The sequence below is a fragment of the Mesorhizobium sp. M0910 genome (assembly GCF_040319465.1).
In the GTDB taxonomy this organism is placed as follows: Bacteria; Pseudomonadota; Alphaproteobacteria; order Rhizobiales; family Rhizobiaceae; genus Mesorhizobium.
Map to the genome: position 1 here is coordinate 352347 of NZ_JAMYNZ010000006.1, position 17713 is coordinate 370059.

At 64.7% G+C, this 17713-nt stretch carries 16 protein-coding genes; 7 read left to right on the plus strand and 9 right to left on the minus strand.

Annotation, left to right across the window (positions count from 1 at the left end):
• The first annotated feature begins 7 nt into the window (after positions 1 to 7).
• The 3 genes from NKH78_RS17710 (at position 8) to NKH78_RS17720 (ending at position 3887) form a co-directional block, all read left to right on the plus strand.
• Entirely contained in the window at positions 8 to 2512 is a 2505-nt protein-coding gene (locus NKH78_RS17710; protein ID WP_352739346.1) for a heavy metal translocating P-type ATPase, read from the plus strand.
• A gap of 43 nt (positions 2513 to 2555) precedes the next feature.
• Positions 2556 to 2942 (plus strand): CopM family metallochaperone, encoded by a 387-nt coding sequence (gene copM / locus NKH78_RS17715; protein ID WP_352455040.1) that lies wholly within the window; start codon positions 2556 to 2558, stop codon positions 2940 to 2942.
• Positions 2943 to 3041: 99 nt separating this feature from the next.
• On the plus strand, positions 3042 to 3887 hold the full coding sequence (locus NKH78_RS17720; protein ID WP_352739344.1) for an aldo/keto reductase: 846 nt from the start codon (positions 3042 to 3044) through the stop codon (positions 3885 to 3887).
• A gap of 85 nt (positions 3888 to 3972) precedes the next feature.
• Here the strand turns inward: NKH78_RS17720 and mutS are convergent, their stop codons facing one another.
• On the minus strand, positions 3973 to 6621 hold the full coding sequence (gene mutS, locus NKH78_RS17725) for a DNA mismatch repair protein MutS (protein WP_352777921.1): 2649 nt from the start codon (positions 6619 to 6621) through the stop codon (positions 3973 to 3975).
• A 202-nt stretch (positions 6622 to 6823) separates the two neighbouring features.
• Here mutS and NKH78_RS17730 point away from each other — a divergent pair, with 202 nt between their 5' ends.
• The gene (locus NKH78_RS17730; RefSeq protein WP_352476062.1) at positions 6824 to 9103 is read left to right on the plus strand and encodes an NADP-dependent malic enzyme; all 2280 of its coding nucleotides are present in this window, start codon (positions 6824 to 6826) and stop codon (positions 9101 to 9103) included.
• 14 nt (positions 9104 to 9117) lie between these two features.
• Here the strand turns inward: NKH78_RS17730 and NKH78_RS17735 are convergent, their stop codons facing one another.
• Positions 9118 to 10110, minus strand: a complete 993-nt coding sequence (locus tag NKH78_RS17735; RefSeq protein ID WP_352644526.1) for an adenosine kinase — start codon at positions 10108 to 10110, stop codon at positions 9118 to 9120.
• A gap of 208 nt (positions 10111 to 10318) precedes the next feature.
• On the opposite strand from NKH78_RS17735, the gene NKH78_RS17740 reads away from it, so the two are divergent.
• Both NKH78_RS17740 and NKH78_RS17745 read left to right on the plus strand, forming a co-directional pair.
• Complete coding sequence (locus tag NKH78_RS17740; protein ID WP_502899816.1) at positions 10319 to 11209, plus strand: DMT family transporter; 891 nt, start codon at positions 10319 to 10321, stop codon at positions 11207 to 11209.
• 83 nt (positions 11210 to 11292) lie between these two features.
• Complete coding sequence (locus tag NKH78_RS17745) at positions 11293 to 11988, plus strand: sulfate transporter family protein (RefSeq protein WP_352738681.1); 696 nt, start codon at positions 11293 to 11295, stop codon at positions 11986 to 11988.
• Here NKH78_RS17745 and NKH78_RS17750 read toward each other — a convergent pair.
• From NKH78_RS17750 to NKH78_RS17765, 4 genes are all read right to left on the minus strand, one after another.
• Positions 11985 to 12983 (minus strand): proline racemase family protein, encoded by a 999-nt coding sequence (locus NKH78_RS17750; RefSeq protein WP_352738679.1) that lies wholly within the window; start codon positions 12981 to 12983, stop codon positions 11985 to 11987. The genes NKH78_RS17745 and NKH78_RS17750 overlap by 4 nt on opposite strands.
• A 14-nt stretch (positions 12984 to 12997) precedes the next feature.
• Positions 12998 to 13801 (minus strand): isocitrate lyase/PEP mutase family protein, encoded by an 804-nt coding sequence (locus NKH78_RS17755; protein ID WP_352506934.1) that lies wholly within the window; start codon positions 13799 to 13801, stop codon positions 12998 to 13000.
• A 77-nt stretch (positions 13802 to 13878) separates the two neighbouring features.
• Positions 13879 to 14736: a hypothetical protein gene (locus NKH78_RS17760; protein WP_352738678.1), complete on the minus strand. Its 858-nt coding sequence runs from the start codon at positions 14734 to 14736 to the stop codon at positions 13879 to 13881.
• A gap of 75 nt (positions 14737 to 14811) precedes the next feature.
• Positions 14812 to 15222, minus strand: coding sequence for an SRPBCC family protein (locus NKH78_RS17765; RefSeq protein WP_254816146.1), 411 nt, complete (start codon positions 15220 to 15222; stop codon positions 14812 to 14814).
• Positions 15223 to 15303: 81 nt separating this feature from the next.
• Here NKH78_RS17765 and NKH78_RS17770 point away from each other — a divergent pair, with 81 nt between their 5' ends.
• Positions 15304 to 15888, plus strand: coding sequence for a TetR/AcrR family transcriptional regulator (locus tag NKH78_RS17770; RefSeq protein ID WP_352738676.1), 585 nt, complete (start codon positions 15304 to 15306; stop codon positions 15886 to 15888).
• A gap of 26 nt (positions 15889 to 15914) precedes the next feature.
• Here NKH78_RS17770 and NKH78_RS17775 read toward each other — a convergent pair whose 3' ends face one another.
• The 3 genes from NKH78_RS17775 to NKH78_RS17785 all read right to left on the minus strand — a co-directional run bounded on the left by NKH78_RS17775 (position 15915) and on the right by NKH78_RS17785 (position 17611).
• On the minus strand, positions 15915 to 16571 hold the full coding sequence (locus NKH78_RS17775) for an HAD family hydrolase (protein WP_352738674.1): 657 nt from the start codon (positions 16569 to 16571) through the stop codon (positions 15915 to 15917).
• On the minus strand, positions 16571 to 17056 hold the full coding sequence (dut, locus tag NKH78_RS17780; protein WP_254816143.1) for a dUTP diphosphatase: 486 nt from the start codon (positions 17054 to 17056) through the stop codon (positions 16571 to 16573). Before dut ends, NKH78_RS17775 begins: the two co-directional genes overlap by 1 nt.
• Positions 17057 to 17140: 84 nt before the next feature.
• Positions 17141 to 17611, minus strand: coding sequence for an Lrp/AsnC family transcriptional regulator (locus NKH78_RS17785; RefSeq protein ID WP_254816142.1), 471 nt, complete (start codon positions 17609 to 17611; stop codon positions 17141 to 17143).
• Positions 17612 to 17713 lie beyond the last annotated feature (102 nt).

The window sequence follows — 17713 nt, forward strand, 5'->3', positions numbered from 1 at the left end:
TTTCGGCATGACGCATTCCGACCACCATCATCACGCCCATGGCAGCTGTTGCTCGGCAAAAGGCGCCACCTCTGCTGCGGACGCCGTCGTCCGCGATCCGGTCTGCGGCATGACCGTCGATCCGGCTGCCGGCAAGCCGACCGCCGAGCATGGCGGCCATCGCTATCATTTCTGCAGCGAAAGCTGCCGCTCGAAATTCATCGCCGAGCCGGAAAAATACCTGACGGCCACCGATCCCGTCTGCGGCATGAGCGTCGACCGCGCCACGGCCAGGTACTTTTTGCGGCACGCGGGCCAGGGTTTCTATTTCTGCTCCGCCGCTTGCCAGGCGAAGTTCGAGGCCGAGCCGGCAAAGTATCTCGGCGACAGGCCGGCGCCGCAGGCGATGCCGAAAGGTACGCAATACACCTGCCCGATGCACCCGGAAATCATCCGCGACAAGCCCGGCTCCTGCCCGATCTGCGGCATGGCGCTGGAGCCGATGGGCGTGCCGACCGGCGACGAGGGACCGAACCCCGAACTGGTCGACTTCACCAGGCGTTTCTGGGTGAGCGCAGTGCTGTCCGTGCCGTTGCTGGTCATCGCCATGGCACCGATGCTCGGCCTGACGTTCCAGGCTTTCATCGACGACGGTGCGAAGGTCTGGCTGGAACTGGCGCTGGCCAGTCCCGTGGTGCTGTGGGCGGCATTCCCGTTCTTCCACCGCGGCTGGGATTCGATCCTGAACCGCAGCCCCAATATGTGGACGCTGATTTCGCTCGGCGTCGGTGCCGCCTATCTCTACAGCGTCGTCGCCACCCTGTTTCCGGGCCTCTTTCCGCACCAGTTCCGCGGCCATGACGGCACCGTGCCGGTCTATTTCGAGGCGGCGGCGGTGATCGTCGCGCTGGTATTCCTCGGCCAGGTGCTGGAATTGCGTGCCCGCGAGAAAACCGGGTCGGCGATCCGTGCGCTGCTCGACCTGGCGCCGAAGACGGCGCGGCTGATCGGCGCGGACGGTTCCGAAAACGACGTGCCGCTCGATACGATCAAGGCCGGCGACCGCTTGCGCATCCGCCCCGGCGATGCCGTGCCGGTCGACGGCATTGTGCTCGAAGGACGCTCCTCCATCGACGAATCGATGATCACGGGCGAGCCGCTGCCGGTCGAAAAGACCGAAGGCGACAACCTCACCGGCGGCACGCTCAACAAGAACGGCTCCCTGGTCATGCGCGCCGAAAAGATCGGCGCCGAGACGACGCTGGCACGCATCGTCGAGCTGGTCGCCAAGGCGCAGCGTTCACGCGCACCGATCCAGGGGCTGGCCGACCGCGTCTCGTTCTACTTCGTCCCGGCTGTCGTGCTGGTTGCGATCATTGCGTTCGTCGCCTGGGCGATCATCGGACCGCAACCCAGCCTGGTCTTTGCCATCGTCGCGGCGGTCTCGGTGCTGATCATTGCCTGTCCGTGTGCGCTCGGCCTTGCCACGCCCATGTCGATCATGACCGCCACCGGACGCGGCGCGCATGCCGGCGTGCTGATCAAGGAAGCGGCGGCGCTCGAACGTTTTGCCTCGGTCGACACGCTGATCGTCGACAAGACGGGAACGCTGACGGAAGGCCGGCCGCGACTGACCGACGTCGTCGCCGTCGAAGGCATGGCACAAGACGATCTGCTGGCGCTCGCCGCCGGGCTGGAAAAAGGCTCGGAGCATCCGCTGGCCGAGGCTATCGTCGACGGCGCCCACGAACGCGACGTGAAGGTCCCCGACGCGAGCGGCTTCGAGGCCGTCACCGGCAAGGGCGTTTCCGGCACGGTCTCGGGACAGAAAGTGGCGCTCGGCAATGCCGCGATGATGGCCGATCTCTGCATCGACACGGCATCGGTCCTGGCCAGTGCCGAGGCGCTGCAGGCCGATGGCAAGACCGCGATGTTCGTCGCTGTCGCAGGCAAGCTCGCCGGCCTCGTTGCCGTCGCCGACCCGATCAAGGCGACGACCGCCGAGGCGATCAGGGCGCTGCATGACAGTGGGCTGAAGATCGTCATGGCGACCGGCGACAATGAGCGCACCGCCAAGGCCATCGCAGCCAAGCTCGGCATCGACGCGGTGCGTGCCGGGCTTTTGCCCGAACAGAAGAACGCGCTGGTCGAGGAATTGCGTGCCGGCGGTGCGGGCATCGCCATGGCCGGCGATGGCGTCAATGATGCGCCCGCACTTGCCGCCGCCGATGTCGGCATCGCGATGGGCACAGGCGCCGATGTTGCGGTCGAAAGTGCGGGGATAACGCTGGTCAAGGGCGATCTCAACGGCATCGTCAGGGCCAGGACGCTGGCCCGCGCGACGATCCGCAACATCCGCCAGAACCTGTTTTTCGCTTTCCTCTACAATGTGCTTGGCGTGCCGGTCGCTGCCGGCGTGCTCTATCCGCTCACCGGCACGCTGTTGTCGCCGATGCTCGCGGCGGCGGCGATGAGCCTGTCTTCGGTTTCGGTCATCGCCAACGCATTGCGGCTCAGGACGTTGAAACTCTGAGTAAAACTTCCAGATAGACCCTGTTCAAAAAAGGAGACGATGAATGACCTTGGCCAAGAAGATCGTGCTGCTGATGATGGCGGCGGGAATGCTGCTTGCTGTTTTCCTCGAAAGCGTTCCGGCACAAGCCGAGGAGATGAAGCACGACATGGGCGCAATGGGCGCGCAGAGCCCCTCGACCGAGGGCTACAAGGCGGCGATGGACAAGATGCATACCGACATGATGGCAATCGAATATTCCGGCAATGCCGATGTCGATTTCGCCCGCGGCATGATCCCGCATCACCAGGCGGCCATCGATATGGCCAAGATCGAGCTCGCCAATGGCAAGGATCCGGAAATCCGCAAGCTGGCGGAAGCAGTGATCGCCGCGCAGCAAGCCGAGATCAAGCAGATGCAAGACTGGCTCGCCGCCCATCCGGTGAAGTAGGCGTCACGCTGTCGGCGAGAGGCTTCACCTGGATTTCTGCTACACCTGGATTTCCCTAGGCGGCTATGGTGCTATCCGGGCCTCGGACTGGAGCATGCCATGGCATCGACGATAAGAACGACCACCCTGCCCTGCGGCGAAGCCGTGCCGGTGCTCGGCCAGGGCACCTGGAAGATGGGCGAGGATACCCGCCGCCGCGCAGACGAGGCCAATGCCCTGAAGCTAGGGCTGGATCTCGGCATGACGCTGATCGACACCGCCGAAATGTATGCCAGCGGCGGTGCCGAGCAGGTGGTGGCGGAGGCCATCGCCGGGCACCGCGACGAGGTTTTCCTGGTCTCCAAAGTGCTGCCGTCCAATGCCTCGCGCGCCGGCGTGAAACGGGCCTGCGAGAACAGCCTGAGGCATCTCGCCACCGACCGCATCGATCTCTATCTCCTGCATTGGCCGGGCAGCGTTCCTTTGATGGAAACGGTAGAGGCGTTCGAAGCGTTGAAGGCGGCCGGCAAGATCCGCCATTGGGGCGTCAGCAATTTCGATACCGATGAGATGGAAGAGCTGGTTCGGTTGCCGGCCGGCGGCAATGTCCAGACCAACCAGGTGCTCTACAATCTGTCGCAGCGCGGCGTCGAGTTCGACCTCGCCCCGTGGAGCCGGCAACGCGGTATGCCGCTGATGGCCTATTCGCCGGTCGATCAGGGGATATTGGCGCGCAACGCCAGGTTAGATGCCATCGCCGCCCGCCACGGTGCGACGCCGGCGCAGATCGCACTTGCATGGGTGATGGCGCAGGAGGGCGTGATCGCGATTCCCAAAGCTAGCCGCGCGGAGCATATCCGGCAGAATGTCGCGGCATTGGACATCGAGCTCACAAGCGAAGATTTCGCCGAAATTGACCGCACCTTCCCACCGCCGAGGCGGAAGTCGGGCTTGGCGATGATTTGAGGGTGAAGCTGCCAATCTCCCCCCCCCGTGGGTCCCTCGTGCGGGAGATTGCGGTTTCGGCGACGCCGCTCCGATTGCAGAAGCCCTACTTCGCCAGCATCCCCTTCAATCTGTACAGCGCCTCCAGCGCCTCCCTTGGCGTCATCTCGTCGGGATTGATCTCCGCTAGCGCCAAACCCAGCCCATCACTCTTCGCCGGCTTCGACGCTTCCCGCTGCGCCGCCACAGAAAACAGCGGCAGGTCGTCGACCAGACGGTTGGCCTTGCCCGAGACCTCGCCCGCTTCGAGCTGGTGCAGCACTTCCTTGGCCCGGCCGACGACGGCTTCCGGCAGGCCGGCCAGCCGCGCCACCTGGACGCCGTAGGAACGGTCGGCCGCACCCTTGCCGACCTCGTGCAGGAAGACCACGTCGCCTTCCCATTCCTTGACCCGCATGGTGACGTTGTGGAGCCGTGTAAGTTTCCCGGCCAGCGCCGTCATTTCGTGGAAATGCGTGGCGAAGATCGCCCGGCAGCGGTTCTTCTCGTGCAGATATTCGACCGCCGCCCAGGCAATCGACAGGCCGTCGAAAGTGGCGGTGCCGCGGCCGATCTCGTCGAGGATGACCAGTGCGCGCTCGCCTGCCTGGTTGAGGATCGCCGCCGTCTCGACCATCTCGACCATGAAAGTCGAGCGGCCGCGCGCCAGGTCATCGGAGGCGCCGACCCGCGAAAACAACCGATCGACGACGCCGATATGGGCTGATGCCGCGGGCACGAAGGAACCGGTCTGGGCAAGGATGGCGATCAGCGCGTTTTGCCTGAGGAAGGTCGACTTGCCGCCCATATTGGGGCCGGTCAGCAGCCAGATCGCGCCGGTCTTGGCATCGCCTTGCGGCGACAGATCGCAATCATTGGCGACGAACGTGCCTTCGTCGGAACGCCGCAGCGCCTGTTCGACCACCGGGTGGCGTCCGCCCGAAATCTCGAAGGCAAGGCTCGCATCGACCAACGGCCGGCACCAGGCCTCGCTCTCGGAAAGCAAGGCAAGTGCGGCCGAAACGTCGAGCACGGCGAGCGCTTCGGCGCCGGCACGGATCCTGTCGGCGTGGCCGACCACTTGCGCCGTCAGCGCCTCGAAAGCGGCAAGCTCGATCGCCAGCGCCCGGTCGGCCGCATTGGCGATCTTGGTTTCCAGCTCGGCGAGTTCGGTGGTGGTGAAGCGCATGGCGTTGGCCATGGTCTGGCGATGGATGAAGCGCGCCCTGGCGCCGTCGCTGCCGGTCATCAGCGCATGATGATTGGCGGTGACTTCGATATAATAGCCCAGCACATTGTTGTGCCTGATCTTCAGCGAGCGGATGCCGGTCTCGTCGATCAGCGAGCGCTCCAGCCCGGCGATCACTTTCCGCGACTCGTCGCGCAACGCCCGCATCTCGTCGAGTTCGGCGTGGTAGCCGCCGCGGACGAAGCCGCCGTCGCGCTTGAGCAACGGCAGCTCGTCGCTCAGCGCCTGCGCCAGATGCGCCGCCAGTTCATTGGGCAGCGCCTTAATAGCTCCCAATGCCGCGGCCAGTTCGCCCGGCAAGGCGATTTGGCCGAACAGTTCGGCGATGGCGCCGGCCGCTTCGAAACCGGCGCGCAGCGCGCCGAGGTCGCGCGGGCCGCCGCGGTTGAGCGCCAGCCTGGACAGCGCGCGCGGCATGTCGCCAACGCTTTTCAGGCTTGCCCGCACCGCCTGGCAAAGGCGCGTCTCGGAGCGGAAGAACGACACCGAGTCCAGCCTTGCAGCGATTGCCGCCGGATCGGTCAGCGGCGCCATCAGCCGGTCGGCGAGCAGCCTTGCCCCGCCGCCGGTCACCGTGCGGTCGATCGCCTTGAACAGCGATCCGTCGCGGCTGCCGGACAGCGTGCGCAGCAGTTCCAGGTTGGCGCGCGTCGCCGGGTCGATGAACAGCGTCGAGCCCTGCTCCTCGCGCTCCGGCCGCGACAGCGGCGGCCGCTCGGCTTTCTGCGTCTTTTCGACATAGGCGATGACGCCTGAGATCGCCGACAGCTCGGCGCGCGAAAACGAGCCGAAACTGTCAGGGGTCGCCACCTCGAAGAAGCGGGCGATGCGGCCGGCGGCCGAAGCCGAATCGAACAACGACGGCGGCTGCGGGCTGGCGACACGGCCGAGCACGTCGAAGACCGGTTTCAGCTCCGGGTCGTAAAACACCGGCTCGGCGACGATCAGCTCGCGCGGGTCGACGCGGAAGACATCGGCGAGCAGCCGGTCGGCGGTGGTCTCGGCGACGCGGAAGACACCGGTCGAGATCTCGATCCAGGCCAAGGCAAAGGAATGCTCGGCCCCGCCCTTGACCCGTCCCAGCGCCATCAGAAAACTCGATTCCGACGGCGCCAGCAATTTGTCTTCGGTGATGGTGCCGGGCGTTACCAGCCGCACCACGTCGCGGCGCACCACCGATTTGCCGCCGCGCTTCCTGGCCTCCGCCGGATCCTCGATCTGCTCGCAGACGGCGACGCGGAACCCCTGGCCGATCAGCTTCTGCAGATAATCGTCGGCGGCATGCACCGGCACGCCGCACATCGGGATGTCGAGCCCCTGGTGCTTGCCGCGCTTGGTCAGCACGATGCCGAGCGCCCGGCTTGCTTTCTCGGCGTCGTCGAAGAACAGCTCGTAGAAATCGCCCATGCGGTAGAACAGCAGCGAATCCGGGTTCGCCGCCTTGATCTCGATATACTGCTCCATCATCGGCGTCGCCGGCGCGAAGGCCGGCGTGGCATTGTCGCTTCGAATGGGCGTCTCGTCGTTCAAGAAGCTGCTTCCAAAATTTTCCAGGCCATGCTTGGCGGTTTACAGCGGCGAAGTGTAGCCTTAATCCCGAACCTTCCACAAAAGAAAGCATGCGCACCCATCTCAAGCGGTGCCGTACGGGCGAGGAACCGAAAGCATTATGGCCAAGAAATCCGAAAGCAACGGGCCCTCCGTCAGCGCCCAGGAGGCATTGGAATTCCATGCCATGGGACGTCCGGGCAAGCTGGAGATCGTCGCAACAAAACCGATGGCGACGCAGCGCGATCTCAGCCTCGCCTATTCGCCGGGCGTTGCCGTGCCGGTTCTCGCCATCGCCGAGGATCCGAGCCGCGCCTTCGACTATACGGTTCGCGGCAACATGGTCGCCGTCATCTCCAACGGTACCGCCATCCTTGGCCTCGGCAATCTCGGCGCGCTTGCTTCGAAGCCAGTGATGGAAGGCAAGGCGGTGCTGTTCAAGCGCTTCGCCGACGTCGATTCCATCGATCTCGAGGTCGACACCGAGGATGCCGACGAATTCATCAACTGCGTGCGTTTTCTCGGCCCCTCCTTCGGCGGCATCAACCTCGAGGACATCAAAGCGCCGGAGTGTTTCATCATCGAGCAGCGGCTGCGCGAGCTGATGGACATACCGGTCTTCCATGACGACCAGCACGGCACCGCCATCATTTCGGCCGCCGGCCTGATCAATGCGCTGGAAATCACCGGCCGCGACATGAAGACCACGAAAATGGTCTGCAACGGCGCCGGCGCTGCCGGCATCGCCTGCATCGAACTGATGAAGGCGATGGGCTTTGCGCCAGAAAATATCATCCTATGCGACACCAAGGGCGTGGTCTTCCAGGGTCGCACCGAAGGCATGAACCAGTGGAAATCGGCGCACGCCGTGAAAACCGGTGCGCGCTCGCTGGCCGAAGCGCTGGACGGCGCCGACGTGTTCCTCGGCCTCTCGGCCAAGGGCACGCTGACCACCAGGATGGTGCAGTCGATGGCCAAGAACCCGATCATCTTCGCCATGGCCAATCCCGACCCCGAGATCACGCCGGAGGAGGTCGCCGAGATCCGCACCGACGCCATCATGGCGACGGGGCGGTCCGACTATCCCAACCAGGTCAACAACGTGCTTGGCTTCCCCTACATCTTCCGCGGCGCGCTCGATGTGCGGGCAACCACCATCAACGACGACATGAAGATCGCCGCGGCCAAAGCGCTCGCCGAACTGGCGCGCCAGGACGTGCCCGACGACGTCGCCGCCGCCTATCAGGGCATGCGGCCGAAATTTGGTCCAAACTACATCATCCCGGTGCCGTTCGATCCGCGCCTGATCTCGGCGATCCCGATCGCGGTCGCCAAGGCGGCGATGGACTCCGGCGTCGCCCGCAAGCCGATCCTCGATCTGGACCGCTACGCGCAGGAGCTTTCCGCCCGCCGCGACCCGATCGCATCGACGCTGCAGCGCATCTACGACCGGGTGCGCCGCCAGCCCAAGCGCATCGTCTTTGCCGAGGGCGAGGAGGAGCAGGTGATGCGCGCCGCCGTCTCCTATGTGAACCAGCGGCTCGGCACCGCCATCCTGCTCGGCCGCGACGACATCATCAAGGAAAACGCGCGCAACGCCGGCATCGACCTCGGCAAGCAAGGCATCGAGATCATCAATGCGCGGCTGTCGCGGCGCAACTCGGTCTACGCCGACTATCTCTACGAGCGCATGCAGCGCAAAGGCTTCCTGTTCCGCGACTGCCAGCGGCTGATCAACAACGACCGCAACCATTTCGCCGCCTGCATGGTGGCGCTGGGCGATGCCGACGGCATCGTCACCGGCGTCACCCGCAACTATTCGACGGCCCTCGATGACATCCGCCGCGTCATCGACGCAAGGCCCGGGCACTGCGTTATCGGCGTGTCGATCGTGCTGGCGCGGGGCCGCACCGTCCTCGTTGCCGACACCGCCGTGCACGACATGCCGAATGCTGAACAGATCGCCGACATCGCCGAGGAGGCCGCCGGCTTTGCCCGCCGCATGGGCTACGAGCCGAGGCTCGCCATGCTCGCTTATTCGACCTTCGGCCATCCGCAGGGCGAGCGCTCCGAGCGCGTCCAGGAAGCGGTGCGCATCCTCGACAAGCGCCGCGTCGATTTCGAGTATGACGGCGAAATGGCCGCCGACGTGGCGCTCAACGCCCGCGCCATGGCGCAATATCCGTTCATCCGCCTCACCGGTCCGGCCAATGTGCTGATCATGCCGGCTTTCCACTCGGCCTCGATCTCGACCAAGATGCTGCAGGAGCTCGGCGGCTCGACCGTCATCGGCCCGCTGCTGGTCGGCCTGAACAAGCCGGTTCAGATCGTCTCGCTCAATGCCAAGGACTCAGACATCGTCAATATGGCGGCGATCGCGGCGTATAGCGCGGGAGCTTGAGGAGCGCGTAGCGGCTACAACAACCCCGCCTGCTCGGCCTCTCGGCGCAAATTCTGCCTTGGCCTTGGGCCGATCTGCTGGATGACCAGTCCGGCGGCCAGCGAGCCGAGATCGCCGCAATCCTTGAGGCTGCGGCCTTGCGTATAGCCGTAGAGGAAGCCGGCGGCGTAGAGGTCGCCGGCGCCGGTGGTGTCGACCAGCTCGCGGATCCTGGTCGCCTCGATGGTGACGGTCTCGTCGCCGCGCACGATCACCGAGCCCTTTTCCGAGCGGGTGACGGCGGCGATCTTGCAGTCCTTGCGGATCTGCGCCAGCGCCTCGTCGAAGGACGATGTCTGGTAGAGCGACTTGATCTCGTGGCTGTTGGCAAAGACGATGTCGACGGTGCCGGAGCGCATCAGATCGAGGAACTCGTCGCGGTAGCGGTCGACGCAGAACGAGTCCGACAGGGTCATCGACACTTCGCGCCCGGCGGCGTGGGCGAGTTTCGCCGTCTGCCGGATCGCTTCCTTGGCGCGCGGCGGGTCCCACAGATAGCCCTCGAAATAGGTGACGGCGGCGCCCGACGCCTTGTCGGCCTCGACGTCCTCCGGGCCGAGCTCGACGCAAGCGCCGAGATAGGTGTTCATCGAGCGCTCGCCGTCCGGCGTGACGAAGATCATCGAGCGCGCCGTCGGCGGTTCGCCGTTGAGCGGCTTTGTGTCGAAGGCGACGCCCTGGGCATGGATGTCATGCGCGTAGATTTCGCCGAGCGCGTCGTTGGAGACCTTGCCGAAGAAGGCGGCGCGGCCGCCGAAGGAGGCAATGCCCGCCGCCGTGTTGCCGGCGCTGCCGCCCGAGGCTTCGATGGCCGGGCCCATGCGGCTGTAGAGCAGTTCGGCGCGCCTTGTGTCGATCAAATTCATCGCGCCCTTGATGATGCCGTTGGTCTCCAGGAACGCCTCGTCGCACTGGGCGATGATGTCGACGATGGCATTTCCGATACAAAGCACGTCATAGTCCGGCATCAATTCATGTCTCCGACAAAAGCCACCGGCTTTCTGCCACGCCGGGCGCGGGCGGGTCTAGCGGTTTGATGCGGCTTTGCCTAGCGGCGATCCGACGAATGTCAGCATAGCGACCATCGTTGGATGGCGGCCGAAGCATTTCCCGCGTGCCTGGCTTACAAGCATCGCTGAGATGAGCGATGCCCAGAGGTTCCAGCCGGCCATGTCCATGAAAACCGACACGAGGATCGAACTGCTGCTGCTCGTCGTATTGGCGCTGCTGTGGGGCGCATCCTACAGCTTCATCAAGATCGGCGTCGCGACGATCCCGCCGGTAACGCTGATCGCCGCGCGAACCCTGGTCGCGGGTGGCATCCTGTTCGCCCTGATCCGCTGGCGCGGGCTGGCCTTGCCGGGTGATGCCGCAAGCTGGCGCCGGTTTGCATTCCAGGCATGCCTGAACAGCGTCGTGCCGTTCACGCTGATCGCTTGGGCCGAGCGCTCGCTGGATGCCGGGCTGGCCACGATCCTGAATGCGACCTCGCCGATCTTCACCTTCTTGCTGACCGCCCTCATCACCCGCCATGAACCGGCGACCATGCGCAAGCTGTTCGGTGTCGCGGCGGGAATCGCCGGAATATGCCTCGTTGTCGGCGCCCCGGCGCTAGGCGGCCTCGGACAGCAATTATTGCCGCAACTTGCCGTGGTCGCAGCGACGATCTGCTACGCCGGCGCCGCCGTTTTCGGCCGCGGCTTCAGGGGGCTCGACCCGATGGTGCCGGCCGCCGGTTCCATGCTCTGCGGCGCCGCGATGCTGATCCCGTTGAGCCTTGCGTTCGACCGGCCATGGACCCTGGCGCCATCGACAACTTCGGTCCTTGCGCTGCTCGGGCTTTCGGTGTTTTCGACCGCGCTGGCCTTCTCGATCTATTTCCGCCTCCTCCATACGCTGGGCTCCGTCGGCACCACCTCGCAAGCCTATCTGCGGGTGCCGATCGGCGTTGCTATCGGAGCCGTGTTCCTTGGCGAAAGCCTTGGTCCGAGCGCGTGGTGGGGAATGGCCCTGGTCGTCGTCGGCGTGGCGGCGATGACCATTCCCCAGGCGAAGGTCGCGCGCTAGGAAGCCACGCTTGCGACTCGGGCGGTCTCCGCCTATTCGGAGATATCAGCCACGGGCATGTTTGACATGGAATTGGAAACGCCGTGATCCTCGACGCCGCCCGCGCCGCCTTGAGCCGGCTGTTCTCGCCCGAATTCCGTTCCGTGTTCGTGAAGACGCTGGGGCTGACCTTGCTGGCGCTGGCGGCGCTGTGGTTCGGGATAAAGAGCCTGTTCGAATGGCTGGCCTGGCCGTGGATCGATGCATGGCTGCCCGCCCTTCCCTCCTGGGCCGGATGGCTGGGCGCCTTCGTCGCCGGCGTCGGCCTTGCGCTGGGGCTGGCGCTTTTTATCGCGCCGGTGACGGCGATCATCGCCGGCCTGTTCCTTGACGACGTCGCCGAAGTGGTCGAGCGCACCGACTATCCCAACGATCCGCCCGGCCGCGCCGTGCCGGCGCTGCGCTCGCTGGTGCTGGCGATCAGGTTCTTCGGCGTCGTCATCCTCGGCAACATCATCGCTCTGCTGCTTCTGCTGGTGCCGGGCATCAACATCGCCGCCTTTTTCATCGTTAACGGTTATCTGCTCGGGCGCGAGTTCTTCGAGTTCGCCACCATGCGCTTTCGCCCGGAGGCCGAGGCCAGGGCGCTGCGCAGAAAGCACGCAGTCACCGTATTCCTGGCCGGGCTGGTCGTCGCCGCTTTCCTGGCCGTGCCGCTGCTCAATCTTTTGACACCGCTGTTCGCCGCCGCCATGATGGTGCATCTGCACAAGGCGATCTCGGCGCGAGAAGCGAGCTAGCGCAGCAGGAAACCACTGCCCAGTTCATCATCGTCCTCGACGATGAATTCGGCCCGTCCTGAGTAATAGGCGCGGCCGCCGACGCGGGCGATGATGGCATCATGCGGCCCGGCTGTGGCCGTGCGTGCGACGGCGCCGGAAAAGCGCGAGCCGGCGATGCTCTCGAACAGCCGCGCCCGGCCAATCTCGATTTGCCCCTTGGCGTGCATGGCCGCCAGCCGCGCGGTGACGCCCGAGCCGGTCGGCGAACGGTCGACCTCGGCTTCGGCGAAAACGCAGATGTTTTTGGTCGGCGTATCGGAGAACGCATCCTGTCCGTCGGTCAGGATGGTGCCGTAGAGAAAGGCGAGATCGGCATGGTCGGGATGCGACAGCCGCAATTCGGCCTTGAGCTTATTGGTCAGCGCGGTCGCTGCATCGACGAAATCGCGCACCCGGTTCCTGCCGAATTCCAGCCCGAACTGGCGGCAGTCGGCGAGCGCATAGAAGGCGCCGCCATAGGCGATGTCAAAGCCGACCGGACCATAGCCCGGCAGCTCGATCCGCCGGTCGCGGGCGAACAGAAACGCCGGCACGCTTTCGAAGGACACCGCACCGGCCTTGCCATCTCTCACCTCGACCGCAGCCGAGATCAGCCCGCACGGCGCCTCTATGTTTACGGTCGTCAACGGCTCGCGTGGCGCCACCAGCCGCTCGTCGACGGCGTAGCGGCCGAGCGCGACGATGGCGTGGCCGCACATCGTCGAATAGCCCTCATTGTGCATAAACAGCACCGCGAGGTCGGCGCCCGGCAGGTCGGGCTCCACCAGCAGCGCGCCATACATGTCATAATGGCCGCGCGGCTCGAACATCAGGATCTTTCTGAGATGATCGAGATGGTCGCGCACATAGGCACGCTTTTCGAGGATCGTGCCCTTGGGAATGTCGGGGTAGCCGCCGGTGACGATCCGCAGCGGCTCGCCGCCGGTGTGCATGTCGACGACGGTGAGGGTCATTCGCCGGGCCCGACCTAGGCTGAAGATTTGGCAAACAGCGCCTGCAGCTTGCCGAACGGCATGGCGGCGCGGGTGAAGCCGAAGGTGCCATCCTGCTGGATCTCGCGCGCCGCGGTCTCCAGCATGCCGAAGGCGAAATTGGTGAGCCATGGACCGAGCGAGACCCGCTTTACCCCCGCCGTGGCCAGGTCGGCGATGGTGAAGCCGGGCCTGGCCATGACGTTGACCGGCTTGGTCAGCGCCGAGCAGACGGTTCGAACCATCTCGATGTCGCCCAGCCCCGGTGCATAGAGCACGTCGGCGCCGGCCTTCTCGAAGGCCTGCAGCCGCTTGATCGTATCGTCAAGATCGGGCTTGCCCCACAGGAAATTCTCGGCCCGCGCGGTGAAGACGAAATCGCGTTTCAGTGCCCGTGCCGCTTCTGCCGCCGCCGCGACGCGCTCGACGGCATGCGCAAAATCATAGATCGGCTTGTCGGGCTCGCCAGTATGGTCCTCGATCGAGCAGCCGGCGAGGCCAGCCGCCTCGGCGGCGAAGATGGTCTCGCCAGCACTTGTTGCGCTGTCGCCCTTGCCCTTTTCGAGATCGGCCGAAACCGGCAGCCCGGTCGCCGCCGACACTTCACGGCAATGATGGATCATCGCCTCGAACGTCACCGCACCATCGGGCAGGCCCCGCGAAAAGGCAAAGCCGGCGCTGGTCGTGGCCAGCGCCTTGAAGCCGAACGAGGCCAAGAGCTTGGTCGTCCCGACGTCCCAGGAATTGGCCATGACGAAGATCGAGGCATGCAGGTCGCGAAAAATCTTACCCTTGTCCATGGATGCTCCCCTCCAGTACAGAATGTGAGGCAAATTCTAGCCCGGCGGAAGGCGCCGGGCAAACAAATGCGGTTGGCTCAGAAGCGTTTGGCGTTGTCATCTGCCAATCGGTCCAGCGCATCGGAATCCTTGACGTAGCGCGAAGCATTTTTGTCCCAATGATAGGTGACGGAAATGTCGCGCGAAGACGCCTTTGGCGGCTGCTGGCCGTCGCAGCTTTCTTCTCCCGGTAGCGTCGCGTCGGTCACTGTGACCTTGATGGCTGCATAAGGCTGGCCGTCGGCGATCACCTGGAACGCCGCAGTCTGTGTCCTCCTATGAGTGCAGAGGTTTTCGTCGAACGTGTAGATCATGTCGATCAGCTCGAACCTGTCGTTGCGGACCATGATCAGCGGCGTGATCCCATAGCCCTGGCTCGAATTGAAATGCATGCTCATGCTGATGATAGCGTCGTCACCAGGCCCGATCGGCAGCTTGCCCGGATCGCGAAGATAGGTGATGCGGTCGACGGCGACATTGACCGCGTCGAGCAGCGCCGGCTTGCCGGTGATGTCGTAGAGTGCCAGCACGGCATAGCCCTCGGCGCTGTCAGGCGAGTCGCCGAGGTCGAACAGCATGGTCAGCCGCTCCTTGCCGCCGGCCTTGATGCCGAGCACGCCGGCGTTGGAAAGACCCGACGTCGCCGGCGGGGAGCCGCCGTAGTCCGGACCAGCGATGTGGCGCATCTCGATCGGCGTCGAACCCCGGAAAAAGCCGTCCTTGTCCGCGGCCAGATCGGGAATGACCATCCTGGCGAGGTCGAGATAGGTGACATCGCCGTGGCCGGGGACAGCGCTGCCGAGCTCCGGGAAACTGACGGCCTCGGCGCTGGCCGTCGTCCAAAGACAAGGCAGCAGCAGGCAGGCAAGGATGAAACGAACCAGCGAGAAGGCCATGCGCGCGCTCGTTATGTCGGGCGCGCGCAAGCTAGAGCATTTTGCGGCCAAGAGGAAACACCTGGCGTTACCCCGCTATGTTGGTTTGGCTTCGGTCGCCAAGGTCTGCTGGAAAACAGGCACCAGCTGATCCATGGCGGCTGCGAGCCACGCGCCGAGTTCGTCTGGCAGAGTGTCATGGATCCAGACCAGGCGGCTCCGGCCCTCGCCCTCGGCAAAGACCTGCATGGAGGTGTTATCGTGGGTGACCTCATCGCCGAGCCATCCCCACACGATGCGCCGGCTCTGCTCGTCGCGGGCGATGAGCCGCTCTCGCACAATCTTGCCGTCGGCGAAAGTAAGGGCCCGTACGTCGTCCTCATCCACCCTGCAGTCGACGAAAACGCCTGGGGCTATCCGTTGGGCGCCGCCGGCGAAGTCGCCGACCGTCGCCCATACGCTTTCCGGTGAAGCATCTACGATGATTTCCCTGACTATCGAAGCCATGTTCGCCTTTCCTTCATTAGTAGGTAGACCTGTCTGTCTACATATGGATGTATACAGACCTGTCTGCTATATAGTCAAGGCATGTCCGCAGCCCGAATCAACGATCGTCCCGAAAGTCTTGCGCGCCGTCGCATCCTCGATACGGCGACCGCGCTGTTTTCTCTGGAGGGGGTGCGCGCAGTCGGCATCGACCGCATCATCGCCGAGGCCGGCGTTGCCAAGGCGACGTTCTATCATCATTTCGCAGCCAAGGACGATCTCGTCCGCGCCTACATCGAGGAGCTCAGCAAGGGAGGACGGGCGGCAATCGCGCGCCTTGGCCGGCGGCCACCTCGCCCGATGATCCTTGCGATATTCGATCTCATCGCTGATGCGGCAGATCAGCCGGGCTACCGCGGCTGCCCGTTTCAGAACGCCGCTGCTGAATATCCCGACCCCAGCAGCCCGGTTCGCCAGGCGATCGATAAGCATCGTCACTGGAAGTGGGGTATCCTCAGGGATCTGCTGATCGCGGACGCAAATCCCGATCCGGACCGCACAGCGGACGCGCTAACGGTGGCGGCCGACGGCCTCCTTGTCGTCAGTCATCTCGACAGGCCGGCCAATCTGCGCAGCCTCATACGCGACACGGTCGACCGAGTACTTGGAGCCCCACGCCCGGTCTGAGACCGGATGCGCATGCAGCCTGCCGGTCAGTGGATCGGCACCAGCCCGGCCAGTTCACGCATGTCATCGAACAGGATGCCGCCAGCTTCGATCAGTCCATCGCGGTCGGAAAGCGGGTCGCCGTGGTAGGAATAGACGCGCATGCCGGCGGCGATGCCGGCTGTCGTCCCGGCGACGCTGTCCTCAATGACGATGCAGTCGGCGGGCGCGAAGCCCATCGTCGCTGCCGTATGCAGGAAGAGGTCGGGGAACGGCTTGCCGCGCGAGACCATGGTCGAGCTGAACAGCGCATGTTCGAACAGCGGCAGCAGCCCGGTCTGGCCGAGTGTGATGTGCATTTTCGACACCCGTGCCGACGAGGCGACGCAGGTGGCGATGCCGGCGGCGTGCACGGTTTCGATGAACTCGCGAACGTAGGGGATGGCCTCGACGCCATGTGCGAACAGGTCCGGCAGGCCGGCGTTCCAGCGCTCGACAAAATCGGCGCCAAGGCTGACGCCGGTCGCCTCGACTTCCTTCTGCACCGAGACCATGCTGCGGCCGGAGAAATACTTGCGACAATATTCGAAGCTGGCCGGAAAGCCTGCCGCGGTCAACCATTCGGCGAGGCGCCGATTGGCCAGGTTCTCGGTATCGACCAGAACCCCGTCGCAATCGAAGATGACGAGTTTGGGTATTTTCATCAAGCAGTGCCGGTCGATCCGAAGCCGCCCGAGCCGCGCGCCGTGCCGCCGGCCAATGTGCGCTCCTCGACGGTCGCCTGCGTTACCGGGGCGAAGACGATCTGGGCGATCCGCATGCCGCGCGTCACCGCGAAATCCTCGTCGCCGAGATTGATCAGCAGCACCTTGACCTCGCCGCGATAGTCGCTGTCGATGGTGCCCGGCGTGTTGAGGCAGGTGAGCCCGTGCTTGAAAGCGAGGCCCGAACGCGGCCGGACCTGGCCTTCGACGCCCTCCGGAATTTCCAGGACCAGCCCGGTCGGCACCAGCGCGCGCTTTCCGGGCAGGATCAAAAGCGGCCTGTCGTCGGGGACGGCGGCGCGCAGGTCCATGCCGGCGGCGCCCGAGCTCTCATAGGCGGGAAGCGGCAAGCCCTCGCCATGCGGCAGCCTGACGAAACCGACAGCCGGACCGATGACGGAGGTAGGATAAGGTGCTGCGCGCATAAGGCTGATCCTATCGTCGCGAACGCTGGTTCAGTCAACTCGGCGGCAATGCTATCAACGGCTTTCTTTCAGCGCAGTTCCGCCTCAGCGCAGTTCCATCGGAACGACCGTGGTCTCCTTGATCTCCTCCATGACGAAGGAGGCCGAAACGTCCGACAGCGCCACCTTGGCGATCAGCCGCTGGTAGAGCCGGTCATAGGCCTTCACATCGGCGACGCGGGCGCGCAGCACATAGTCGAGATCGCCGGACATGCGGTAGGCGCCGGTGATCTCGGCAAAGCCGGTCACCGCCGCCCGGAATCTTTGCAGCCAGTCGGGATCGTGGTTCGAGGTGCGGATCAGGATGAACACCGAAAGGCCGAGTCCGAGCTTGTCGGCGTCGACCAGCGCCACCCGACCGGTAATGACGCCGTCTTCCTCCAGCCGCTTGACCCGGCGCCAGCAGGCATTGCGCGACAGCGATATTCTTGCCGAGAGCTGGTCGACGGACAGCGTGCCGTCGCGTTGCAGCTCGGCCAGCAATCTCCGGTCAATTTCGTCGATTTCCGCCATCATGTGGGATGTTTGTCCCAAAATTTGGCTTTAGACAAGGACAATTTGAGACCGATGAACCTGATAGCCGTGGCAGGATATTCATCGCTGGCTCTTCATGCCGGC

What these genes read in the sequence shown, in the direction of transcription:
- NKH78_RS17785 (WP_254816142.1), bottom strand. Translation starts at nt 17,611, where the DNA reads ATGATGGCGGAAATCGACGAAATTGACCGGAGATTGCTGGCCGAGCTG.
- NKH78_RS17750 (WP_352738679.1), bottom strand. Translation starts at nt 12,983, where the DNA reads ATGACCCTCACCGTCGTCGACATGCACACCGGCGGCGAGCCGCTGCGG.
- NKH78_RS17740 (WP_502899816.1), top strand. Translation starts at nt 10,319, where the DNA reads ATGAAAACCGACACGAGGATCGAACTGCTGCTGCTCGTCGTATTGGCG.
- NKH78_RS17755 (WP_352506934.1), bottom strand. Translation starts at nt 13,801, where the DNA reads ATGGACAAGGGTAAGATTTTTCGCGACCTGCATGCCTCGATCTTCGTC.
- NKH78_RS17730 (WP_352476062.1), top strand. Translation starts at nt 6,824, where the DNA reads ATGGCCAAGAAATCCGAAAGCAACGGGCCCTCCGTCAGCGCCCAGGAG.
- NKH78_RS17710 (WP_352739346.1), top strand. Translation starts at nt 8, where the DNA reads ATGACGCATTCCGACCACCATCATCACGCCCATGGCAGCTGTTGCTCG.
- NKH78_RS17765 (WP_254816146.1), bottom strand. Translation starts at nt 15,222, where the DNA reads ATGGCTTCGATAGTCAGGGAAATCATCGTAGATGCTTCACCGGAAAGC.
- NKH78_RS17775 (WP_352738674.1), bottom strand. Translation starts at nt 16,571, where the DNA reads ATGAAAATACCCAAACTCGTCATCTTCGATTGCGACGGGGTTCTGGTC.
- mutS (WP_352777921.1), bottom strand. Translation starts at nt 6,621, where the DNA reads ATGATGGAGCAGTATATCGAGATCAAGGCGGCGAACCCGGATTCGCTG.
- NKH78_RS17720 (WP_352739344.1), top strand. Translation starts at nt 3,042, where the DNA reads ATGGCATCGACGATAAGAACGACCACCCTGCCCTGCGGCGAAGCCGTG.
- NKH78_RS17760 (WP_352738678.1), bottom strand. Translation starts at nt 14,736, where the DNA reads ATGGCCTTCTCGCTGGTTCGTTTCATCCTTGCCTGCCTGCTGCTGCCT.
- NKH78_RS17735 (WP_352644526.1), bottom strand. Translation starts at nt 10,110, where the DNA reads ATGCCGGACTATGACGTGCTTTGTATCGGAAATGCCATCGTCGACATC.
- copM (WP_352455040.1), top strand. Translation starts at nt 2,556, where the DNA reads ATGACCTTGGCCAAGAAGATCGTGCTGCTGATGATGGCGGCGGGAATG.
- dut (WP_254816143.1), bottom strand. Translation starts at nt 17,056, where the DNA reads ATGCGCGCAGCACCTTATCCTACCTCCGTCATCGGTCCGGCTGTCGGT.
- NKH78_RS17770 (WP_352738676.1), top strand. Translation starts at nt 15,304, where the DNA reads ATGTCCGCAGCCCGAATCAACGATCGTCCCGAAAGTCTTGCGCGCCGT.